General features: G+C 34.2%; 11 protein-coding genes. 8 read left to right on the top strand and 3 right to left on the bottom strand.

Annotated features, from left to right (window positions below):
- Positions 1 to 126 precede the first annotated feature (126 nt).
- The 3 genes from secDF to HMPREF9018_RS08810 all read right to left on the bottom strand — a co-directional run bounded on the left by secDF (position 127) and on the right by HMPREF9018_RS08810 (position 5,345).
- On the bottom strand, positions 127 to 3,153 hold the full coding sequence (secDF, locus tag HMPREF9018_RS08820; protein ID WP_008450653.1) for a protein translocase subunit SecDF: 3,027 nt from the start codon (positions 3,151 to 3,153) through the stop codon (positions 127 to 129).
- A 103-nt stretch (positions 3,154 to 3,256) separates the two neighbouring features.
- Positions 3,257 to 4,354 (bottom strand): endonuclease/exonuclease/phosphatase family protein, encoded by a 1,098-nt coding sequence (locus tag HMPREF9018_RS08815; RefSeq protein ID WP_008450655.1) that lies wholly within the window; start codon positions 4,352 to 4,354, stop codon positions 3,257 to 3,259.
- A 34-nt stretch (positions 4,355 to 4,388) separates the two neighbouring features.
- Complete coding sequence (locus HMPREF9018_RS08810) at positions 4,389 to 5,345, bottom strand: rhomboid family intramembrane serine protease (RefSeq protein ID WP_008450612.1); 957 nt, start codon at positions 5,343 to 5,345, stop codon at positions 4,389 to 4,391.
- A gap of 241 nt (positions 5,346 to 5,586) precedes the next feature.
- Between HMPREF9018_RS08810 and HMPREF9018_RS08805 the strand changes: the two genes are divergently transcribed.
- The 8 genes from HMPREF9018_RS08805 (at position 5,587) to HMPREF9018_RS08770 (ending at position 17,652) form a co-directional block, all read left to right on the top strand.
- Positions 5,587 to 5,862, top strand: coding sequence for an HU family DNA-binding protein (locus tag HMPREF9018_RS08805; RefSeq protein ID WP_008450638.1), 276 nt, complete (start codon positions 5,587 to 5,589; stop codon positions 5,860 to 5,862).
- Between the two features lie 308 nt (positions 5,863 to 6,170).
- Entirely contained in the window at positions 6,171 to 7,724 is a 1,554-nt protein-coding gene (locus HMPREF9018_RS08800; protein WP_008450629.1) for a glycine--tRNA ligase, read from the top strand.
- Between the two features lie 57 nt (positions 7,725 to 7,781).
- Positions 7,782 to 8,414 (top strand): FKBP-type peptidyl-prolyl cis-trans isomerase, encoded by a 633-nt coding sequence (locus HMPREF9018_RS08795; RefSeq protein ID WP_008450640.1) that lies wholly within the window; start codon positions 7,782 to 7,784, stop codon positions 8,412 to 8,414.
- 274 nt (positions 8,415 to 8,688) lie between these two features.
- A complete protein-coding gene (locus tag HMPREF9018_RS08790; RefSeq protein ID WP_008450610.1) occupies positions 8,689 to 10,122 on the top strand; it encodes an MATE family efflux transporter in 1,434 nt (477 codons plus the stop codon).
- Between the two features lie 571 nt (positions 10,123 to 10,693).
- Positions 10,694 to 11,341 (top strand): DUF47 domain-containing protein, encoded by a 648-nt coding sequence (locus tag HMPREF9018_RS08785; RefSeq protein WP_008450656.1) that lies wholly within the window; start codon positions 10,694 to 10,696, stop codon positions 11,339 to 11,341.
- Between the two features lie 3 nt (positions 11,342 to 11,344).
- Positions 11,345 to 12,361 (top strand): inorganic phosphate transporter, encoded by a 1,017-nt coding sequence (locus HMPREF9018_RS08780; protein WP_008450616.1) that lies wholly within the window; start codon positions 11,345 to 11,347, stop codon positions 12,359 to 12,361.
- A 619-nt stretch (positions 12,362 to 12,980) separates the two neighbouring features.
- Positions 12,981 to 15,980, top strand: a complete 3,000-nt coding sequence (locus tag HMPREF9018_RS08775; protein ID WP_008450651.1) for a SusC/RagA family TonB-linked outer membrane protein — start codon at positions 12,981 to 12,983, stop codon at positions 15,978 to 15,980.
- Between the two features lie 67 nt (positions 15,981 to 16,047).
- Positions 16,048 to 17,652 carry a RagB/SusD family nutrient uptake outer membrane protein gene (locus HMPREF9018_RS08770; RefSeq protein ID WP_008450599.1) on the top strand — a complete coding sequence of 535 codons (1,605 nt, stop codon included), beginning with the start codon at positions 16,048 to 16,050 and terminating at the stop codon, positions 17,650 to 17,652.
- Positions 17,653 to 17,687 lie beyond the last annotated feature (35 nt).

Raw genomic sequence — 17,687 nt, 5'->3', positions numbered from 1 at the left:
TAAGTACTTCCTCTTTAGATAATACTAATGACTTATGCAAATGAAAAAGTGGGCTTACTTAAAAAATAAGCAACCCCACTTAAACTTTTTCTATCTAATTATTTCTTATTAAATAATTTCTGAAAATTATACATGTGATAACACATCAACCTTCTCCTTACTATTATCTATCTTATGCCCCATAACCAAATAAGCTATAGGAGATGCTATAAATATAGAAGATAAAGTACCTATGACTATACCTATAATCATTGCAAAAGAGAAACTACGTGTACTATCTCCACCAAGAATAAAGATAGCAACCAATACTATCAATGTGCTGACTGATGTATTTATGGTTCGAGATAATGTTTCATTTATAGATTCATTAAATAACTTCTGAATACCATACTTTGCCAACGTTGATTTATGTTTTGCCATATTCTCACGTATTCGGTCAAATACCACCACTGTATCATTAATGTCATAACCTATTACTGTTAAAATAGCACCTATAAAAGTCTGATCTATTTCAAGAGAAAAACCTATCCAGCCATGGCATAATGAGAAAATACCTATTACAATAGTAGTATCCAATACCAAACCTACTATAGAACCTACCGAGAAGCCTATGTTTCGGAAACGAAGTAATATATACAAGAAGATAAATACTATTGCCAAACCTACACTTACGAAAGCATTAAAAGTAATATTCTTAGCAATAGAAGGACCCACCTTGGAACTCTGTATTATAGATCCTCCCTCGCGTATATCAGGATTCTTAAATTTAGCTACACTCGACTGCGTAACATAGTTATACTTCTTTAAAGTATTATAAAGAATAGTTTCTGCTAAATCATCATCGTTTGCACGAGAATCAATGTTCCAGTTTGTTGATACACGAATCGTTTTTCCATCTGTACCTATTGCTATAACACTTGTATTAGCTACTTTTCCCTTATTAACTCCATCTGTATTTACAAATGCATTATTAAATACTTTACGAATATCTTCTACCTGTACAGGCTTAGACAACGTAATTACATAGTTACGACCGCCAGTAAACTCTATACCACGACTTAGGCCACGAACATAAAAACTAACTATACATATTATCGCAGCTATAATCCAAACTGTAAAACTCTTCTTATGCATCTTCATAAAGGAATAGGTGGATTTCCTAAACATATTCCTGCTTATACCCGTACTAAATGTAAGATGACGCCACTTATCATTATTTACCCTATTTTCAAAAACTAAACGAGTTAAGAACACTGCTGTAAAGAATGATATTATAAGACCAATTATCAATGTTGTAGCGAAACCTCTAATAGGACCAGTTCCTGTTACAAGAAGAATAATACCAGTTATCAATGACGTAAGGTTAGAATCGAATATGGCAGAAAAGGCATTCTTATAGCCCTCATGTAATGCTTGTTTCATACTCTTCCCTAAGCGTAACTCTTCTTTTATACGCTCGTAGATAAGAACGTTAGCATCAACTGCCGTACCCAATGTAAGCACAATACCAGCAATACCTGGCATAGTAAGTGCCGATTGGAAAGATGCCAAAATACCAAGTGTGAAGAATAGATTAACCAATAATGCTAAATTTGCTAACATTCCTGGAATAAAGCCATACATAGCTATAATATAGAACATTAACAAAACAAAGGCTATAGCAAACGAAATAAGACCTTGCTGAATAGATTGAGCTCCAAGAGTTGGTCCTACTACCTCTTCTTGAACAATCTTTGCTGGAGCTGGCATACGACCAGACTTTAAGGTATTAGATAAATCTTTTGTATCTGCCACTGTAAAAGAACCTGTAATAGACGATTGTCCACCATCTATTTCTCCATTAATACGTGGAGAAGTATATACTACACCATCTAATACTATGGCTATAGCTTTACCTACATTAGCCTTAGTCAATGCTGCCCATTCATGTGCACCTTCTGAATTCATGCTCATACTAACCTCTGGCTTGCCATACTGGTCAAACTGATCTTTAGCATCAGTAATTACATCACCCTCTAAAGGAGCACGCCCATCAGAAGTGGTAACCTTTAAAGCATGAAGCTCATACATATTCTTTACTTGAATATGATCTGCAGGCTTAGCACTCCACAAAAGCTTCAAATTAGCAGGTAGCACCTGTTTAGCTATATGGCTATGAATAAGTCTATTAACAGCAGCCGTATCACGCACATTACAATACCCTACAAGACTTAAAGCCTCACCGGGAACCATTTGTAGCCTTGATAATAAAGGGTGTTGCTTCTTTAACAACTCTGCTCCTGCATCGTTTTTACCATTATCAACAACCTTTCCAAAAGCCTTCTTAGCAGCATTTAAAGATAATTTCTTAACAGATGCAGAACCTATCTTAGCAGAACCAGCCTTAGTAGTATCCGCTTTTGTACTTGCATTAGCAAGACGTTGATCAAGCTGTTGTAAATAAGGAGCTATCTCTTGATTGTTATATGTTTCCCAAAACTCCAAATTAGCAGATCCTTGTAATAACCTACGCATACGCTCAGGCTCACGAATACCAGGCATTTCCACCATCAATCTACCTTCTTGACCTTCTAATTTCTGGATATTAGGCTGCACTACTCCATATTGGTCTATACGGTTACGAACCACATTATATGAGTTGTCAATAGCAGATTTTACCTCCTCACGCAAAGCTTCTATAACCTCTTTATCTGTACTTTGTGTGCTTACTTTGCCTTTTAATTGCTGAGTGGCGAAAACTTCTGCAAGTTTATGCCCTGGAGCATTCTTCTGATAAGCCTTAACAAATAGCGGAATAAAATCTCCCTGACCTGAAGCTTCTTCTGCTTTAGCTTCATTAAGCGACTTAACATAAGCAGCATCTGTCTTATGATCTGCCAACATATCAACAACATCAGGTACTGAAATTTCCAGCACAACATTCATACCACCCTTTAAATCAAGACCTAAACCAATCTGAGTTTCAAGGCATTTCTGATAAGAATAAATACCCAGATATTTCACAGAATCTTTATAATCCTGACGCGCTATAGGGTCTTTAATCTTTGCAGCCTGACTATCATAGTAGCTTGTAGCTACAGAAAAAGACAGGTAAAAGATACTTGCAAGCGTTAATAATACGGCTACGCAAATGACTAATCCTTTGTTTTGCATTTTATTTATTTGATTTAATTATAATTTACTATATAATATAAGGTGTGCAAAGATAATGATTTTTTCACATTATGAGAAATTAATTATATATAAATCATTGTTTTTAAGGCTTTGGATAATATTTCAACCAACAATAAATAGGGTAATGATCCGAATTTTTTATTGATTTATCTACCTTCGCCCCATATGGTTCAAACTCGTTAGAAGCAAAAATATGATCTATCCGAAAATACATTCTATTCTCATTATAAGTCCATCCTATACCATTCCCACTACTCTTATAACTATCATTCAACACCTTACTTATAGTATAATAGCTATAACTTATAGGATTATCATTAAAATCACCACAAAGAATTACTGGTATATTTTTATCTAAATGCTTCTTAACAAAAGTAGCAACAGCATCTGCTTGGGGAGCTCTACGAGCCATTGTGTTTCCTATTTTATCCACCAAAGAAACAAACTTATTAATCCTATCTCTGCCAATTACATTACCCTTTATAATATTATTAAAGTCTGCTTTATCATTGGAACTTAAACCATAGCTCTCAAAATGATTATTTACAAGTAAAGTTTTTGTACCGTTTATATTAATATAATATGCCACACTCATATTAGATTTTGAGGGGTAAGGTATTATTTCTCTATGTAAAATAGGGAATTTACTTAATAGCATTAAATCGTCCGTACCCGTTTTTTTCTTTATATTATCAATATAAGGATAACTCTTTTTTAAATATCGCATTATCTTAGCAGCTTTTGGCGTATATAGTGTTGCTTCCTGCAAACACACTATATCAGCTTTACTTCTAACGATATATTTTACGATAGGATTAATTTGTCCCGACACATCGTCCCATGTATCAAAGAGAAACACGTTATAAGACAATATTTTAATAGTTCCGTGTGGCTTATCCTTTGGTAAATTAAAAGGTATATAAGCACGAATAGGAAAGTAAGCTAAAAAAAGTCCTAAGATAGGTAACCATAACACCTTTTTTTTAATAAACACCCAAAGCACTAAAAATGCTATATTTACTATTAGCATTAAAGGAAACCACATTCCTATTGTAGCCCAAACATGATGTTTTGCAGGATTTACAATACCACTATACCCAACAAATAGTAATAAAATAATTGAAAAAATATTTAAAACAACAAGTATTCTAAATGTAAGTTTTTTAAAAAACTTTCCCATCACAAGACTACCTTATTTATTTATATTTACATTATTAATGCTTACTACTATCAAATAACTGCTGCTTTTCGTCTGCTGTTAAACTATCATAACCATTCTTACGCACCTTGTCAAGTATGCGGTCTATCCTCTCTTGCTCCTGCTTTTTACGAGCATTATATTCCCAATCACTCTCTTGCGGCTGTGCATCTTGTGGCTTATCAAAACTCCAATTATCAGTATTTACTTCCTCACTATGCTGATAAGCATCATTATTATGTTTCCTCCAGCTATTTTTTATTTTACTGAAAAAATCGCCATCTTTGTTAGAACTGAAATTATTATAACCACCATATGGATGTTTTTTCCAATATTTTATAAGAATAAATCCGAATAACATTCCTCCCAAATGTGCCAGATGAGCGACTCCATCATTGCTCGTCCCAATAGCGGAAAATAGTTCCATTAACACAGAGCCTAATATTATCCATTTAGCTTTTATAGGAATAGGTATAGGAATAATAAACATTCGCTGATCTGGAAATAACATTCCAAAGGCTAATAATACTGCATAAATAGCCCCAGAAGCACCCACTGTAGTCCACATATTAAGATAAGCATTCATTGTTATAGCTTTACCATACATTGCTACCGACTGATAAGCAGACAACCCCTCTAAAGAATAGCTAACAAGCTGCGCTAACTCTTGACAAATACCAGCTCCTATGCCACATACAAAATAGTAAAAAAGAAACTTCTTTGCTCCCCAAACACGCTCTACTATCATACCAAACATCCATAGCATAAACATATTTATTATAATATGGGTAAAGCCTCCATGCATAAACATATATGTAACAAACTGCCATATATGAAAATCGGAAGCAAGAATAAAGTGTAAACCAAAGATATTTGTGAGGTCTATCCCTACTTTTTCAAATACATAAGTAGCGATGAAGACTATGACATTAATAAAAAGCAAATTTTTGGTTACTATCGGAATATTACGCATCAGTGTTGTTTTTTAATTCTAATTATATCTTTTTTAATTCTTAATACTTCTCTCTAATACCGTACAAAAATACAAAAAAAACGCGTTTTAAAGTACGATACGCGGTTAATATCCACTATTTTTCATAATTTTCTACATTTTTCTTTAGAATTTATTTGATTTATAAAATGATTGCCTTATATTTGCAGATGTAAGCAGATCTTTTATCATAAATTAATCCTCAAATACAAATTAAAGAATTATGAACAAATCAGAATTAATCGATCAGATCGCTGCTAATAGCGGTTTAAGCAAAGCAGATGCAAAAAAAGCACTAAATGCAACTACTGAAGTTATCAAAAACGCATTAGTAGAAGGTGAAAAAATACAGTTAGTAGGTTTTGGAACTTTCTCTGTTAACGAACGCCCAGAGCGCGAAGGCATCAATCCTTCTACAAAGGAAAAAATAAAAATCGCAGCAAAAAAAGTTGCTAAATTTAAGGCAGGAGCAGAGCTAACCGATGCTCTTAACAAATAAGATATAAATAACTTTGAAAGAAAACAAGGCAGCCGTTAATGGTTGCCTTGTTTTGTTTATTATCCAAACATAAGATTATATTATAAATAGGTATAAACAATTAATATACTTTTATTATATAAAACACCACAAAGAATATCTTTCACCACACATTTTTACTATATCTATTAGTATTTTGCCTTTAGCTTTATAGCAAGACTTTTACAAGTTTAATTCTATCTACTAATAAAGTTTATTATATTGTTGTATCTTATTGTAGGTAAAAAGTAGTAACTTTGTAGCAAAATATATAGATAAAAAAGCGAATTATGGCACAAGATGATGTTTTTAAAAAGATCGTAAGCCACTGTAAAGAATATGGCTTTGTTTTCCCAAGTAGTGATATATATGATGGGCTTGGTGCTGTTTATGACTATGGTCAGAATGGTGTTGAGCTAAAGAACAACATTAAACAGTATTGGTGGCAATCTATGGTGTTATTACATAGCAACATAGTAGGCATTGACGCTGCTATATTTATGCATCCTACTGTATGGAAAGCAAGTGGGCATGTTGATGCTTTTAATGACCCCTTAATAGATAATCGTGATTCTAAAAAACGTTATCGCGCAGATGTATTAATAGAGGATCAAATAGCTAAATATGATGAAAAGATTGCTAAGGAAATAGCAAAAGCTGCAAAAAAATTTGGTGATAGCTTTAATGAAGAGCAGTTTCGCACCACTAATCCACGAGTTTTAGAGCATCAGAAGAAACGAGATGATCTGCATACACGATACGCTAAAGCTATGCAGGATCCTGATCTAAAGATGTTAAAACAAATAATTCTCGATGAAAACATAGTAGATCCTATTAGTGGTACTAAGAACTGGACCGATGTAAGACAATTTAACCTTATGTTTTCTACAGAGATGGGGTCAACAGCAGAAGGTAGTCAGAAGATTTATCTACGTCCAGAAACAGCACAGGGCATCTTTGTCAACTTCTTAAACGTGCAGAAAACTGGTCGTATGAAGTTGCCTTTTGGTATAGCGCAGATAGGTAAAGCTTTTCGTAATGAGATTGTTGCACGCCAGTTTGTGTTCCGAATGCGTGAATTTGAACAAATGGAGATGCAGTTTTTCTGTCAGCCTGGCACAGAGATGAAGTGGTTTGAATATTGGAAAGCTCACCGTTTAGCATGGCATGAAGGCTTAGGCATGGGCGATGAAAATTATCGTTTTCATGATCATGACAAGTTAGCACATTACGCAAATGCAGCTACAGATATAGAGTTTCACTTGCCTTTTGGCTTTAAAGAGATAGAAGGTATCCACTCGCGTACCAACTTTGACCTCTCACAACACGAGAAATTCTCTGGACGTCAGATAAAATATTTCGATCCTGAGCTTAACGAAAACTACACTCCGTATGTAGTAGAAACCTCTATTGGTGTAGATAGAATGTTCCTTTCTGTAATGTGCCATGCTTACCAAGAAGAAAAATTAGACAATGGCTCTTCACGTATTGTGCTCAAATTGCCAGAACCATTAGCACCTATTAAATGTGCTGTATTACCATTAGTAAACAAAGATGGGCTTCCTGAAAAAGCACAAGAGATAGTAAACGACCTAAAGTTCCACTTTACTACTCACATGGAAGCTAAAGACTCTATTGGTAAGCGTTATCGCCGTCAAGACGCTATAGGTACTCCTTTCTGCGTTACTGTAGACGGTAACACGCTTAGCGAGGGTACTGTTACCTTACGTTATCGCGACACTATGGAACAAGAACGCGTACCTATTTCTAAACTACGCGAAATAATAGAAGACCGTGTTTCTATAACATCTTTACTAAAGAAAATAGACATTGACAATAAATAAATATTAAAAAGGTTATCAGAGCTAAAACTCTGATGACCTTTTTTTGCTTTTATACTTATGAAAATAAATTTCAATAACTTTAGGTTCAACATCGTTACATTACTTACTGCATTGTTTGCAGCATTATGTTTTGCTGCTTGTTCTCAGACCGATAATACCGTAGAAGAGTTCCCCAATTGGCAACATAAGAACGATACTTATTGGACTAAACTATATAATGATACTAAAAAAAAGATTGATGCAGGAGATACCTCATGGCGATTGATCCTTAATTATTCAAAAGATGGGCAACATAGTGCTTCTGATAAAGTTCTATCTTATAACCCTACTGACTATATCATTGTAAATGTTAAGAAATCAGGAACTGCTTCTCAACGTCCTATTTATACAGACTCTGTCAGCTATCACTGTCAAGGACGCATAATTCCCTCTGTAAAATATACAAGTGGGCTTATCTTTGAGCAGTCTTGGACAGGGAAAAAGTTTGATAACAGGCTTGATCTTCCTTTTAAAAATTATGTTAGAACTTGTACAGATGGGTTAGCTACAGCTCTTCAAAATATGCACTTAGGCGATCACTGGACCGTTTATGTACCATATCAGTTAGGTTATGGTAGTACGGATAAAGGTAATATTCCACCATACTCTATACTCATTTACGATGTTACGCTTGTAGATATAATAAAATGATAGCCTTTCTTTTTTCATAATATTAGGTGTTATAAATATTTCTTTTTTCTAATTGCAACTATACTAAAAAGGAAACATGGTGTTATTAGAAACGCAATAATCATATAAATATAATTCTGCCACATCAAAACTCTTTTAGATTTCAACGTTTACTATAATATACCTATATAAGTGGAATTATTATCCTTTCTTTGAAATGCAAATTTCATTGGATATTTTTTTATAGCTTACATGGAATATTCCTTTTTAGTAACAGTTGGATTTATATAAGTAAATGCTAAAAGTCAGTAATAAAAAGGTTAACATACTATTAGCTAAAATACGTAACAGAAAAGAGCTAACAACGCTTGAGAAGCTCAATCTGATTATTCAGTTGAGTATACCCTCTATATTAGCACAGATCACCTCTGTTATGATGTTTTACATTGATGCATCAATGGTAGGGTCTCTTGGTGCAAGAGCCTCAGCGTCTATAGGTCTTGTTGAGCCTGCAACATGGCTTTTTGGCTCATTAGTAGGTGCGTTTACTATGGGTTTTTCTGTGCAAGCCGCTCATTTTATAGGTGCTAACGACTTTGCTAAGGCCCGTTCTGTAATGCGCCACGGATATATCTTTGGTGCTTTTTGGAGCATACTTTTAGCTACCATAATGGCTCTAATATCCAGATCCTTACCAATATGGCTCGGTGGAGGTATAGATATTCAGAAAGATGCATCTGTTTACATCTTAATTTTTTCTATAGCAATACCAATACACATGATAGAAAGCATGTCAGCTGCCATGCTTAAATCATCTGGCGACATGCATCACGCAAGTATTATTGCCATTATGATGTGCTTATTTGATATCGTTTTTAATTTCTTTTTTATCTTTCCTACACGTGTTATAACTTTCTTAGGTCATAGTTTTAGCATGTTTGGTTTGGGGTTAGGCGTAGAAGGGGCTGCTTTGGGTACACTATTATCCTTCGCCGTTGCAGCTATACCTCTATGCTATTATGCTATATATAAAAGTCCTATCCTCGCATGGAAACTTGATACTAACCGTTTTGTTTGGGTATGGGCATATATACGTAATGGCATAAAAATAGGTGCTCCTATGGCTCTTCAGTATATACTTATGAACGGTGCCCAAGTTATATCGATGGCTATTGTAGCTCCTTTAGGCAATATTTCTATAGCAGCCCATTCGTTTGCCATCACGGCAGAAAGCCTTTGTTATATGCCCGGTTATGGCATTGGCGAAGCAGCTACTACGTTAGTAGGTCAAAGCGTAGGTGCACAACGCAAAGATCTATGCCAAAGCTTTGCACGAATGACCGTGTTTTTAGGTATAGCAGTAATGGCTCTAATGGGCATTATTATGTATATTTTTGCAGCAGAAATGATTAATATGCTCTCTCCTGTAGGTGCAATAAGAGAATTGGGTACCTCTATACTTCGCATAGAAGCCTTTGCAGAGCCTCTCTTTGGTGCATCTATTGTAGGCTATAGTGCCTGCATTGGTGCTGGAGACACGTTTATACCTTCTGTTATCAACCTTGGCTGCATGTGGTTAGTACGCCTTACTGTAGCTTATGGGCTATCTTCGCACTATGGTCTGCGTGGTGTTTGGTTTGCTATGGCATTAGAATTATCGTTGCGTGGCGTACTCTTTCTTATACGCATCTTTAGAGGAAAATGGATAAAAAAGAGTATTATTAAATAAACACTATTATAAAGAAAACTTTATAATAACAAAACTATACCCTTAGGAAAAGGGTATTTACAATAAGAGCAAACAACAAGTTTTTTTATATTAAAGTTCACTTATATATACACTATATACACTTCATTTAGTTAAAAAATAATTTATTTTTAGTAGAAAAATAAATTAAAAACAAAGTAAAAATAATCTATTTTTCTTTCATGTATATATCCTTTCGTTTATCTAAAGATAATTTATCATATTACGAAAGACTACTGTTTAAAGTGTCTTAAGATATTACTGCTATGCAAAATGGGTTATAACAATATTGTAACTATGATAAAGCCTCCATGCTTTTAAGTTTTATATAAAAAGATATTATAAAAACGAAAAAGAGGAAAGCACCTTTATAAAATAAAAAAAATCCACCTCTTCACACCTTAAATAATCACAACACCTTATATAATATTCCATGATATTGAAGCAAATTATATTTAACGAATAGTTAAACAATTTGTAACAAAGATGTAACACTCTTTCCTTATTTTTGCAGCAGATAATAAAACAATGATTTAACAATATATTATACAATATGCAAAATTCTATTTTAAGCAGGTTCACTCCTAAAGAACCTAAGTTTTTTAATTTCTTAAAGCAAGTTAGTTCTATAAGTAAAGAAGCATCATCTCTTTTAGGAGAAGCCTTAAAAACAAAAACTCAAGAAGAGCATTTAGACTACTTCCATAAAATAAAAGATAAAGAGCACAAAGCTGATATACTTGCTAATAAAATATTTGAAGCATTAGAAGCCTCGTTTATAACCCCATTTGACCGTGAAGACATCTCAGAGCTATCAAACCGTTTAGATGACGTTATAGATTATATCAACGGCTCTTCTAAGAGAATAGCTATTTATAATCCTCACGTAATACACCCTGCTATTATTAAGTTAAGCGATCTTGTTATTGCTGGAGCTAAAGCAGTAGACGATGGTATTAACATGCTTTCATCGCTTCGTAATAATAAAAAAGATGTAAAAGAGATAGTAAACAGTCTTCATAAATTAGAAAATGAAGCTGACGAGGTATACGAAATGGCTATAAGAGAAATATTTGAAAAAGAAACCAATGCTATAGAACTTATGAAGACAAAAGAGGTTTTAAGCGAACTTGAGAGAACTACCGATGCTATAGAGCATGTTGGCAAGATTTTAAAAACTATCATCGTAAAATACGCATAACCCATGACTCTCTTAATTACTATAATAATATTGGGGTTAATATTCGATTACATCAATGGTTTTCATGATGCAGCTAACTCCATTTCTACCATTGTTACCACTCGCGTGCTAACTCCTTTTCAAGCTGTTATTTGGGCAGCATTCTTTAATTTTGTTGCATTCTTCATATCTAAATATATCATTGGCGAGTTTGGTATTGCTAATACTGTTTCTAAAACTGTTTACGAACATTATATTACCCTACCCATCATCTTAGCTGGTGTTATAGGAGCTATAATATGGAACCTTCTTACATGGTGGAAAGGAATACCCTCTTCCTCTTCACACACATTGATCGGAGGGTTTGCTGGTTCTGCTATCATGGCTAATGGTCTTACAGCAATACACCTATCAGTTATTTTAAAAATAGCAGCTTTCATCTTTTTAGCTCCCTTGGTAGGTATGATTATAGCGTTCTTTTTTTCGCTAATCGTTTCTTACAGTTGCAAGCATATCCCTCATAGTAAAACTAATGTATGGTTTAGGCATTTACAACTTCTTTCATCGGCATTATTTAGTATAGGACATGGCATGAACGATTCGCAAAAGGTTATGGGCATAATAGCTGCAGCTATGGTAGCAGCACACCCTTTAGGAATAGGAATGGGAATACAGTCGGTAGAGAATATTCCTGACTGGGTAGCATTCTCCTGCTTCGCTGCCATATCTCTCGGAACAATGTCAGGCGGATGGCGTATAGTAAAAACTATGGGTACTAAAATAACAAAGGTTACTCCTTACGAAGGTTTTATATCAGAAACAGCAGGTGCTCTTACCCTTTACATTACAGAATATTTTCACATACCTGTCAGTACCACACATACCATAGCAGGGTCAATAATGGGAGTAGGAGCTACAAAACGTCTTTCTGCCGTACGTTGGGGAATAATGAAAAATTTATTATTCGCTTGGATATTAACCATACCTGTTAGTGCTATATTAGGAGCAGCTATTTATTATGTAGTGCAATTGCTTGCTTAAAACATTTCTTTTATATTAAAATAAGAAATAAAGGATTTTTATAGCTGTTTGCCTTATAAAATGTCCTTTATTTTTCTCGTTTTGTAACATATTGATATTAATTTAAAACATAAATGTTATCTAATTATTAACATAAAAGTTTTAAGAAAAACATAATTATTAAGATAAAAAAATATCTTTTTTTCAAATATCATACCTTTATTGCTATTTTAACAAAATCTATTTATAATACCTATATATCATAGGAATTATACACCATTTACTATAATAAAACCACTACTAAGTGATATAAATACGGTAAAAAAACAAAAAAAATATTAACAATAAAAGCAACTACAAAATATATATATACTTTTGTAACTTAATTTATAATTTACATTATTATATGTAACAAAATATCAATAATACATAGCTTATAACAAATAAACATTATGAAGTATATGGCTATTTTTATCATTAAAGCTATATAATATACATTTATAGAATTAAAATTATAAAACGATAATAAAAGCGTTATATATTTCTTATTTGTGTATTTACTAAAATATATCCACAAAGCTGGTTGTGAAATTATTTCCAAAATTAGTATTAAAAGTATAAAAACTGATTATTACATTTTATGAAAATTAGAATTTGGCTGTTTACCCTATTTTTATTAACAGGACTTAGCACCATTTCAGCTCAAACCATTACAATAAATGGTAACATTGTAGATGAAAATGGCGAAGCATTACCTGGAGTGTCTATTGTTACTAAATCAGAGCCTAAGAAAGGTTGTGTATCTAATACTGATGGTACATTTACACTTACCGCACACAGTGGCGATCTGCTTATCTTCAATTTTATTGGATATAACCGTATAGAGCAGGCTGCACAATCTCAAATGCACATCAAGATGACACCTACAGAGCAAATGATGAACGATGTAGTAGTGGTAGGATATATGGAGCGTAAAGTAGCTAACACTTCTGCCTCTGTTGTTAAAATAGGTGCAAAAGACTTGGCAATGAAACCCGTTGCTAACCCCTTAGACGCTATACAAGGCAAGGTAAGCGGTTTGCAAGTATTCTCCTCGTCTGGAGAACCTTCTTCACAATTGTCTATGGCTTTACACGGACAAGGCTCAATAGGTGCAGGTACAGGCTTGTTAATAATCATGGACGGTATGCAAGTAAGTATGGCTGTGCTACAATCTATGAACGCTAACGATATAGAGAGCATACAGTTTTTAAAAGATGCCGCAGCCACTTCTATTTATGGTGCACGTGCCGCTAACGGTGTTATGTACGTTACAACAAAGCGTGGTAAGGTAGAAAATCGTCCATACATTTCCTTTAGAGCGCAATATGCTGTTTCTTCATTAGCTAATACCGATTATTTTGACCAGCTAATGAGTGGTCCTGAGCTGTTGCGTTATTATGAAGAGACAGGTATATATACACCAAAAGAAATTGCAACCTTTAAGGATAAATATTTTAAGGAAACAGATTTTCAATGGTATAAATACGTTTACCAGCCAGCACCTATGTATAGTGCTGATGTATCGTTATCAGGTGGTACACCAGCAATGAGATATTATATCTCAGGAGGAGCACTAAGCCAAGATGGTTTACGTATGGGCTCAAGCTATAAAAAAATCTTTGGACGTATTAATCTTGACACAAAGCTAAACAATTGGCTTCGTACTAATATAAATACCCAAATAGCATACGACGATACAAAGGTATCACCTTTTGGCAGCAAGAATGCTGTTGGTGGTGGAGTAGCCGCTATGAATGCACCTTTTGCATCGCCATACGATCCTTATACAGGAAAAGAATTAGAGCGAGTGCCACTGCTCGACATTAGCACTCCGCAACATGTCATCTCTACTAACCCTGCTAAAAACAATGCTTTAATATTATCGCTTAATGGAAACGCAACCATTACACCATTAAACAACCTAACCCTACGCTCTTTAGTAGGCTTAGAGCTTAATTATGGCAACAATAGTTCGCGTACACTACCAAGTTATTATCGTGCTTATGGCAATGGTAGCTCACAACGTGGATACTCTATGGTGTCTAATATTACCATTACCAATACCGCTACTTACGAGGTCAATTTAGGTAAACATTATATCACCACACTCTTAGGACACGAATATACTAATTACAAAGACGATAGTTTTAGTGCAGGTGGTTCTGGTTTGCTTGATAACAGACTATATTTACTTAATAATGTTACCAAAAATAAGTGGCTAAATGAAGATAATAACTCTTTTGCCTTTCTATCTTTTTTTACACAAATATCATATGATTATTTACATAGATACTTTTTAGATATAGTTTTACGTAATGATGCCTCATCAAGATTTGGTAGAAATAAGCGAAATGGCTTGTTTTGGTCGGCAGGATTATTGTGGAAAGCTAAAAAAGAAACACTTCTTAAAGATTTAGATTGGCTAAACAATTTAGACCTTAAAGCAAGTTATGGTACTCAAGGAAACTCATCTATACCTCCATATAGCACAGATGCATACGTGGGAAAGGTGGGACAAAAGAGAGGTGAAATAAGCTTAGGGCTTATCAGTCAAGGAAATCCTAATTTAAGTTGGGAAAAGCAAAGCAAACTAACACTTGGCATAAAGACACGATTATTAAATAGTTTTGATATAGACATAGAATATTATCACCGCATAACAAGTAACATGCTTTTTCAAATGCCATTAGCTTTCACATCAGGATTACCTGTTGGTGCTGAAGGATATCCTTATAGATATGAAAACGTAGGTAGATATTTAAACCAAGGTATAGACTTTCAGTTAAATGCAGACCTTGCACGTGGAAAAGATTGGAGCATTTCTTTTAATATGAACTTTAACTATAACAAAGATAAAGTTTTAGAATTGTTTGAAGGAAGAAAGTCGTGGCATGAACCTGGAGGACAATTAATATACATCGTTGGTAAACCTATTACATATATATTACCAATATATAAATGGGTAAATCCAAAGACAGGCGCACCAGAATGGTACAAACCTGGGACAGATAAAAACGTTATGCACTGTGATGACAATGATGTAATAAGCGAGTGGTCAAGCACACTTGAACAAAACACAGGTATCAGTGCTTATACTCCATTTACAGGTGGCTGGGGTATAGCTGCCCGTTGGAAAGGCTTTTACCTAAATGCCGACTTCTTTGTAGCATTAGGCAAGCACATGATTTCTATGGATAAGCAATATTACGAAAACGATTATTTTGTACGTGACCGTAAAGAAAACTCAAATGGCTCACGCCGTTTATTTGACTATTGGAAACAACCAGGCGACAAGACCGAATTCCCTTCATTAAAATGGGTACGCAATCCTGCACATCAAAGTACCTATCTTGATACAAAAATGTTAGAAAACGCATCGTTCATGAGGCTTAAAAACTTTACATTAGGATATGAGTTTCCTAAAAAAAGCATAGGTTGGCAACATATAATACAATCGGCTAAAGTGTTCTTTACTGGGCGAAACCTCATTACCTTTACTAAGTTTAGAGGTATTGACCCAGAGATTAATCGTAATGTATCATTTGGTGTAAATCCAAATACTAAACAAATGAGTATAGGTGTGGAAATTACATTATAAAAACCTTTATGTATAACATAAATAATGGTGTATAATATTAATCAACATAACTAACAAATAGATTAAAATGAAAATAAAATATATTACTTTTATAATATTACTTTTTGGCTTTATCTTGCAAGGGTGCGACCTTGACAGGTATCCTGCCGATAATATACTATATAGATATTCATATAAAAACATGCAAGATGCCAAAGAATGGGACAATGGAATATATTCCACCTTACGAGGTAAATTTGGCGGAGGATATATTTTACCACAAGAAGTACAAGCAGATATGCTTAATGCACATGCTGCATTTGGAAACTTATACTCCGATTTTCACGGTTGGACTATAAAAGCAGATAATGAAGTCATACAAGAGATTTACCACTCTTATTATTCTGCACTAAATGATGTAAATGTTGTTATAACGCAATTACCACAGTTAGAAGTAAAAACAAATGACCAAACTACCAAAAACCATTATTTAGGTAATGCTTATTTCGCACGAGCGTTTTACTATTTTAACCTTGCTATGCGATGGGGAATGGTGTATAACGAAAAAACAGCTGATAAAGATTTGGGAATAATATTAGTTACACAGCCTGCTACTATAGATAAACCCAAAAGAGCTACCAACTCACAAACATATAAACAGATATTAAGCGATTTGCATAAAGCTGACTCTCTATTAAGCGATGTACCTGTAAAAGCAGGAAATAGCGAGATAAGTGCTGATGCTGTTAAGGCTTTACGCGCACGTGTTTATTTATATATGGGAAAGATGCTTCCCGCTTTTAACGAAGCAAAAGAGCTAATAGACAAAAACACTTACCCTCTAATACCACCATACGAATCAAAACCTGGTAGTAAAATTAACCCACGTGAAGACGCTTTTGCTCAAATGTGGTTTTATGATAATGGCACAGAACAAATTTGGCAACCATTTGTTGATAAAGAAAACGAAATTCCTACAACAACTCCTCTTTATGGAGCTGATTTAAGCACAACAACATATTGGGACGAAAAACAACCATCTGATGACATCACAAACTATAATAAGCCTCCATATGTTCCTACACGTGAAGTTATTAACGACCTTTTTAATAGCGAAACAGATCATCGTGCCCTGACGTTATTTGAATATGTATACACCACTGTTAATGATAAAGAAGATCGTACACCACTCTTTGTTATATCAAAATTTAAAGGAAATCCAAATTATGCAACTCTTACAAGTAAACATTGGGGTGGATACGTACCAAATGGTAACCAGGCTCCTAAACCTTTTCGTATAGCTGAACAATATCTAATTGCATCAGAAGCCGCATATAACTTAGGTGATATTCCAAATGCAGAAAAGTATCTTAACCTATTACGCTTATCAAGAGGAGTAGCTGTTACAAACGCCACAGGAGAACAATTATATCAAGAAATAAAAAAAGAACGATCACGCGAGCTTGCCTATGAAGGATTTAGATTGTGGGATTTACGCCGCTGGAAGCAGGGATTCAGTAAACGCTCCTTCCAAGGCGCAAAAGATTATTATAAAGTCCCTGCAAAATTTTATGCTCCAGGATTTGACGTAAACATTAAACCTGATAATTATATGTTTATTTGGCCTTTCCCACTAAACGAGACACAGATTAATAACAACATAATTAACAATCCCGGTTGGGAAGATAAATAAAATATTTTTCTCAATTTATACACATACATTATTAT

This window comes from Prevotella amnii CRIS 21A-A (assembly GCF_000177355.1).
GTDB lineage: Bacteria > Bacteroidota > Bacteroidia > Bacteroidales > Bacteroidaceae > Prevotella > Prevotella amnii.
The sequence above is the reverse complement of the archived record's forward strand: the minus strand, read 5'-3'. Positions and strand labels throughout refer to the sequence as shown.

What these genes read in the sequence shown, in the direction of transcription:
- secDF (WP_008450653.1), bottom strand. Translation starts at nt 3,153, where the DNA reads ATGCAAAACAAAGGATTAGTCATTTGCGTAGCCGTATTATTAACGCTT.
- HMPREF9018_RS08815 (WP_008450655.1), bottom strand. Translation starts at nt 4,354, where the DNA reads ATGGGAAAGTTTTTTAAAAAACTTACATTTAGAATACTTGTTGTTTTA.
- HMPREF9018_RS08810 (WP_008450612.1), bottom strand. Translation starts at nt 5,345, where the DNA reads ATGCGTAATATTCCGATAGTAACCAAAAATTTGCTTTTTATTAATGTC.
- HMPREF9018_RS08805 (WP_008450638.1), top strand. Translation starts at nt 5,587, where the DNA reads ATGAACAAATCAGAATTAATCGATCAGATCGCTGCTAATAGCGGTTTA.
- HMPREF9018_RS08800 (WP_008450629.1), top strand. Translation starts at nt 6,171, where the DNA reads ATGGCACAAGATGATGTTTTTAAAAAGATCGTAAGCCACTGTAAAGAA.
- HMPREF9018_RS08795 (WP_008450640.1), top strand. Translation starts at nt 7,782, where the DNA reads ATGAAAATAAATTTCAATAACTTTAGGTTCAACATCGTTACATTACTT.
- HMPREF9018_RS08790 (WP_008450610.1), top strand. Translation starts at nt 8,689, where the DNA reads ATGCTAAAAGTCAGTAATAAAAAGGTTAACATACTATTAGCTAAAATA.
- HMPREF9018_RS08785 (WP_008450656.1), top strand. Translation starts at nt 10,694, where the DNA reads ATGCAAAATTCTATTTTAAGCAGGTTCACTCCTAAAGAACCTAAGTTT.
- HMPREF9018_RS08780 (WP_008450616.1), top strand. Translation starts at nt 11,345, where the DNA reads ATGACTCTCTTAATTACTATAATAATATTGGGGTTAATATTCGATTAC.
- HMPREF9018_RS08775 (WP_008450651.1), top strand. Translation starts at nt 12,981, where the DNA reads ATGAAAATTAGAATTTGGCTGTTTACCCTATTTTTATTAACAGGACTT.
- HMPREF9018_RS08770 (WP_008450599.1), top strand. Translation starts at nt 16,048, where the DNA reads ATGAAAATAAAATATATTACTTTTATAATATTACTTTTTGGCTTTATC.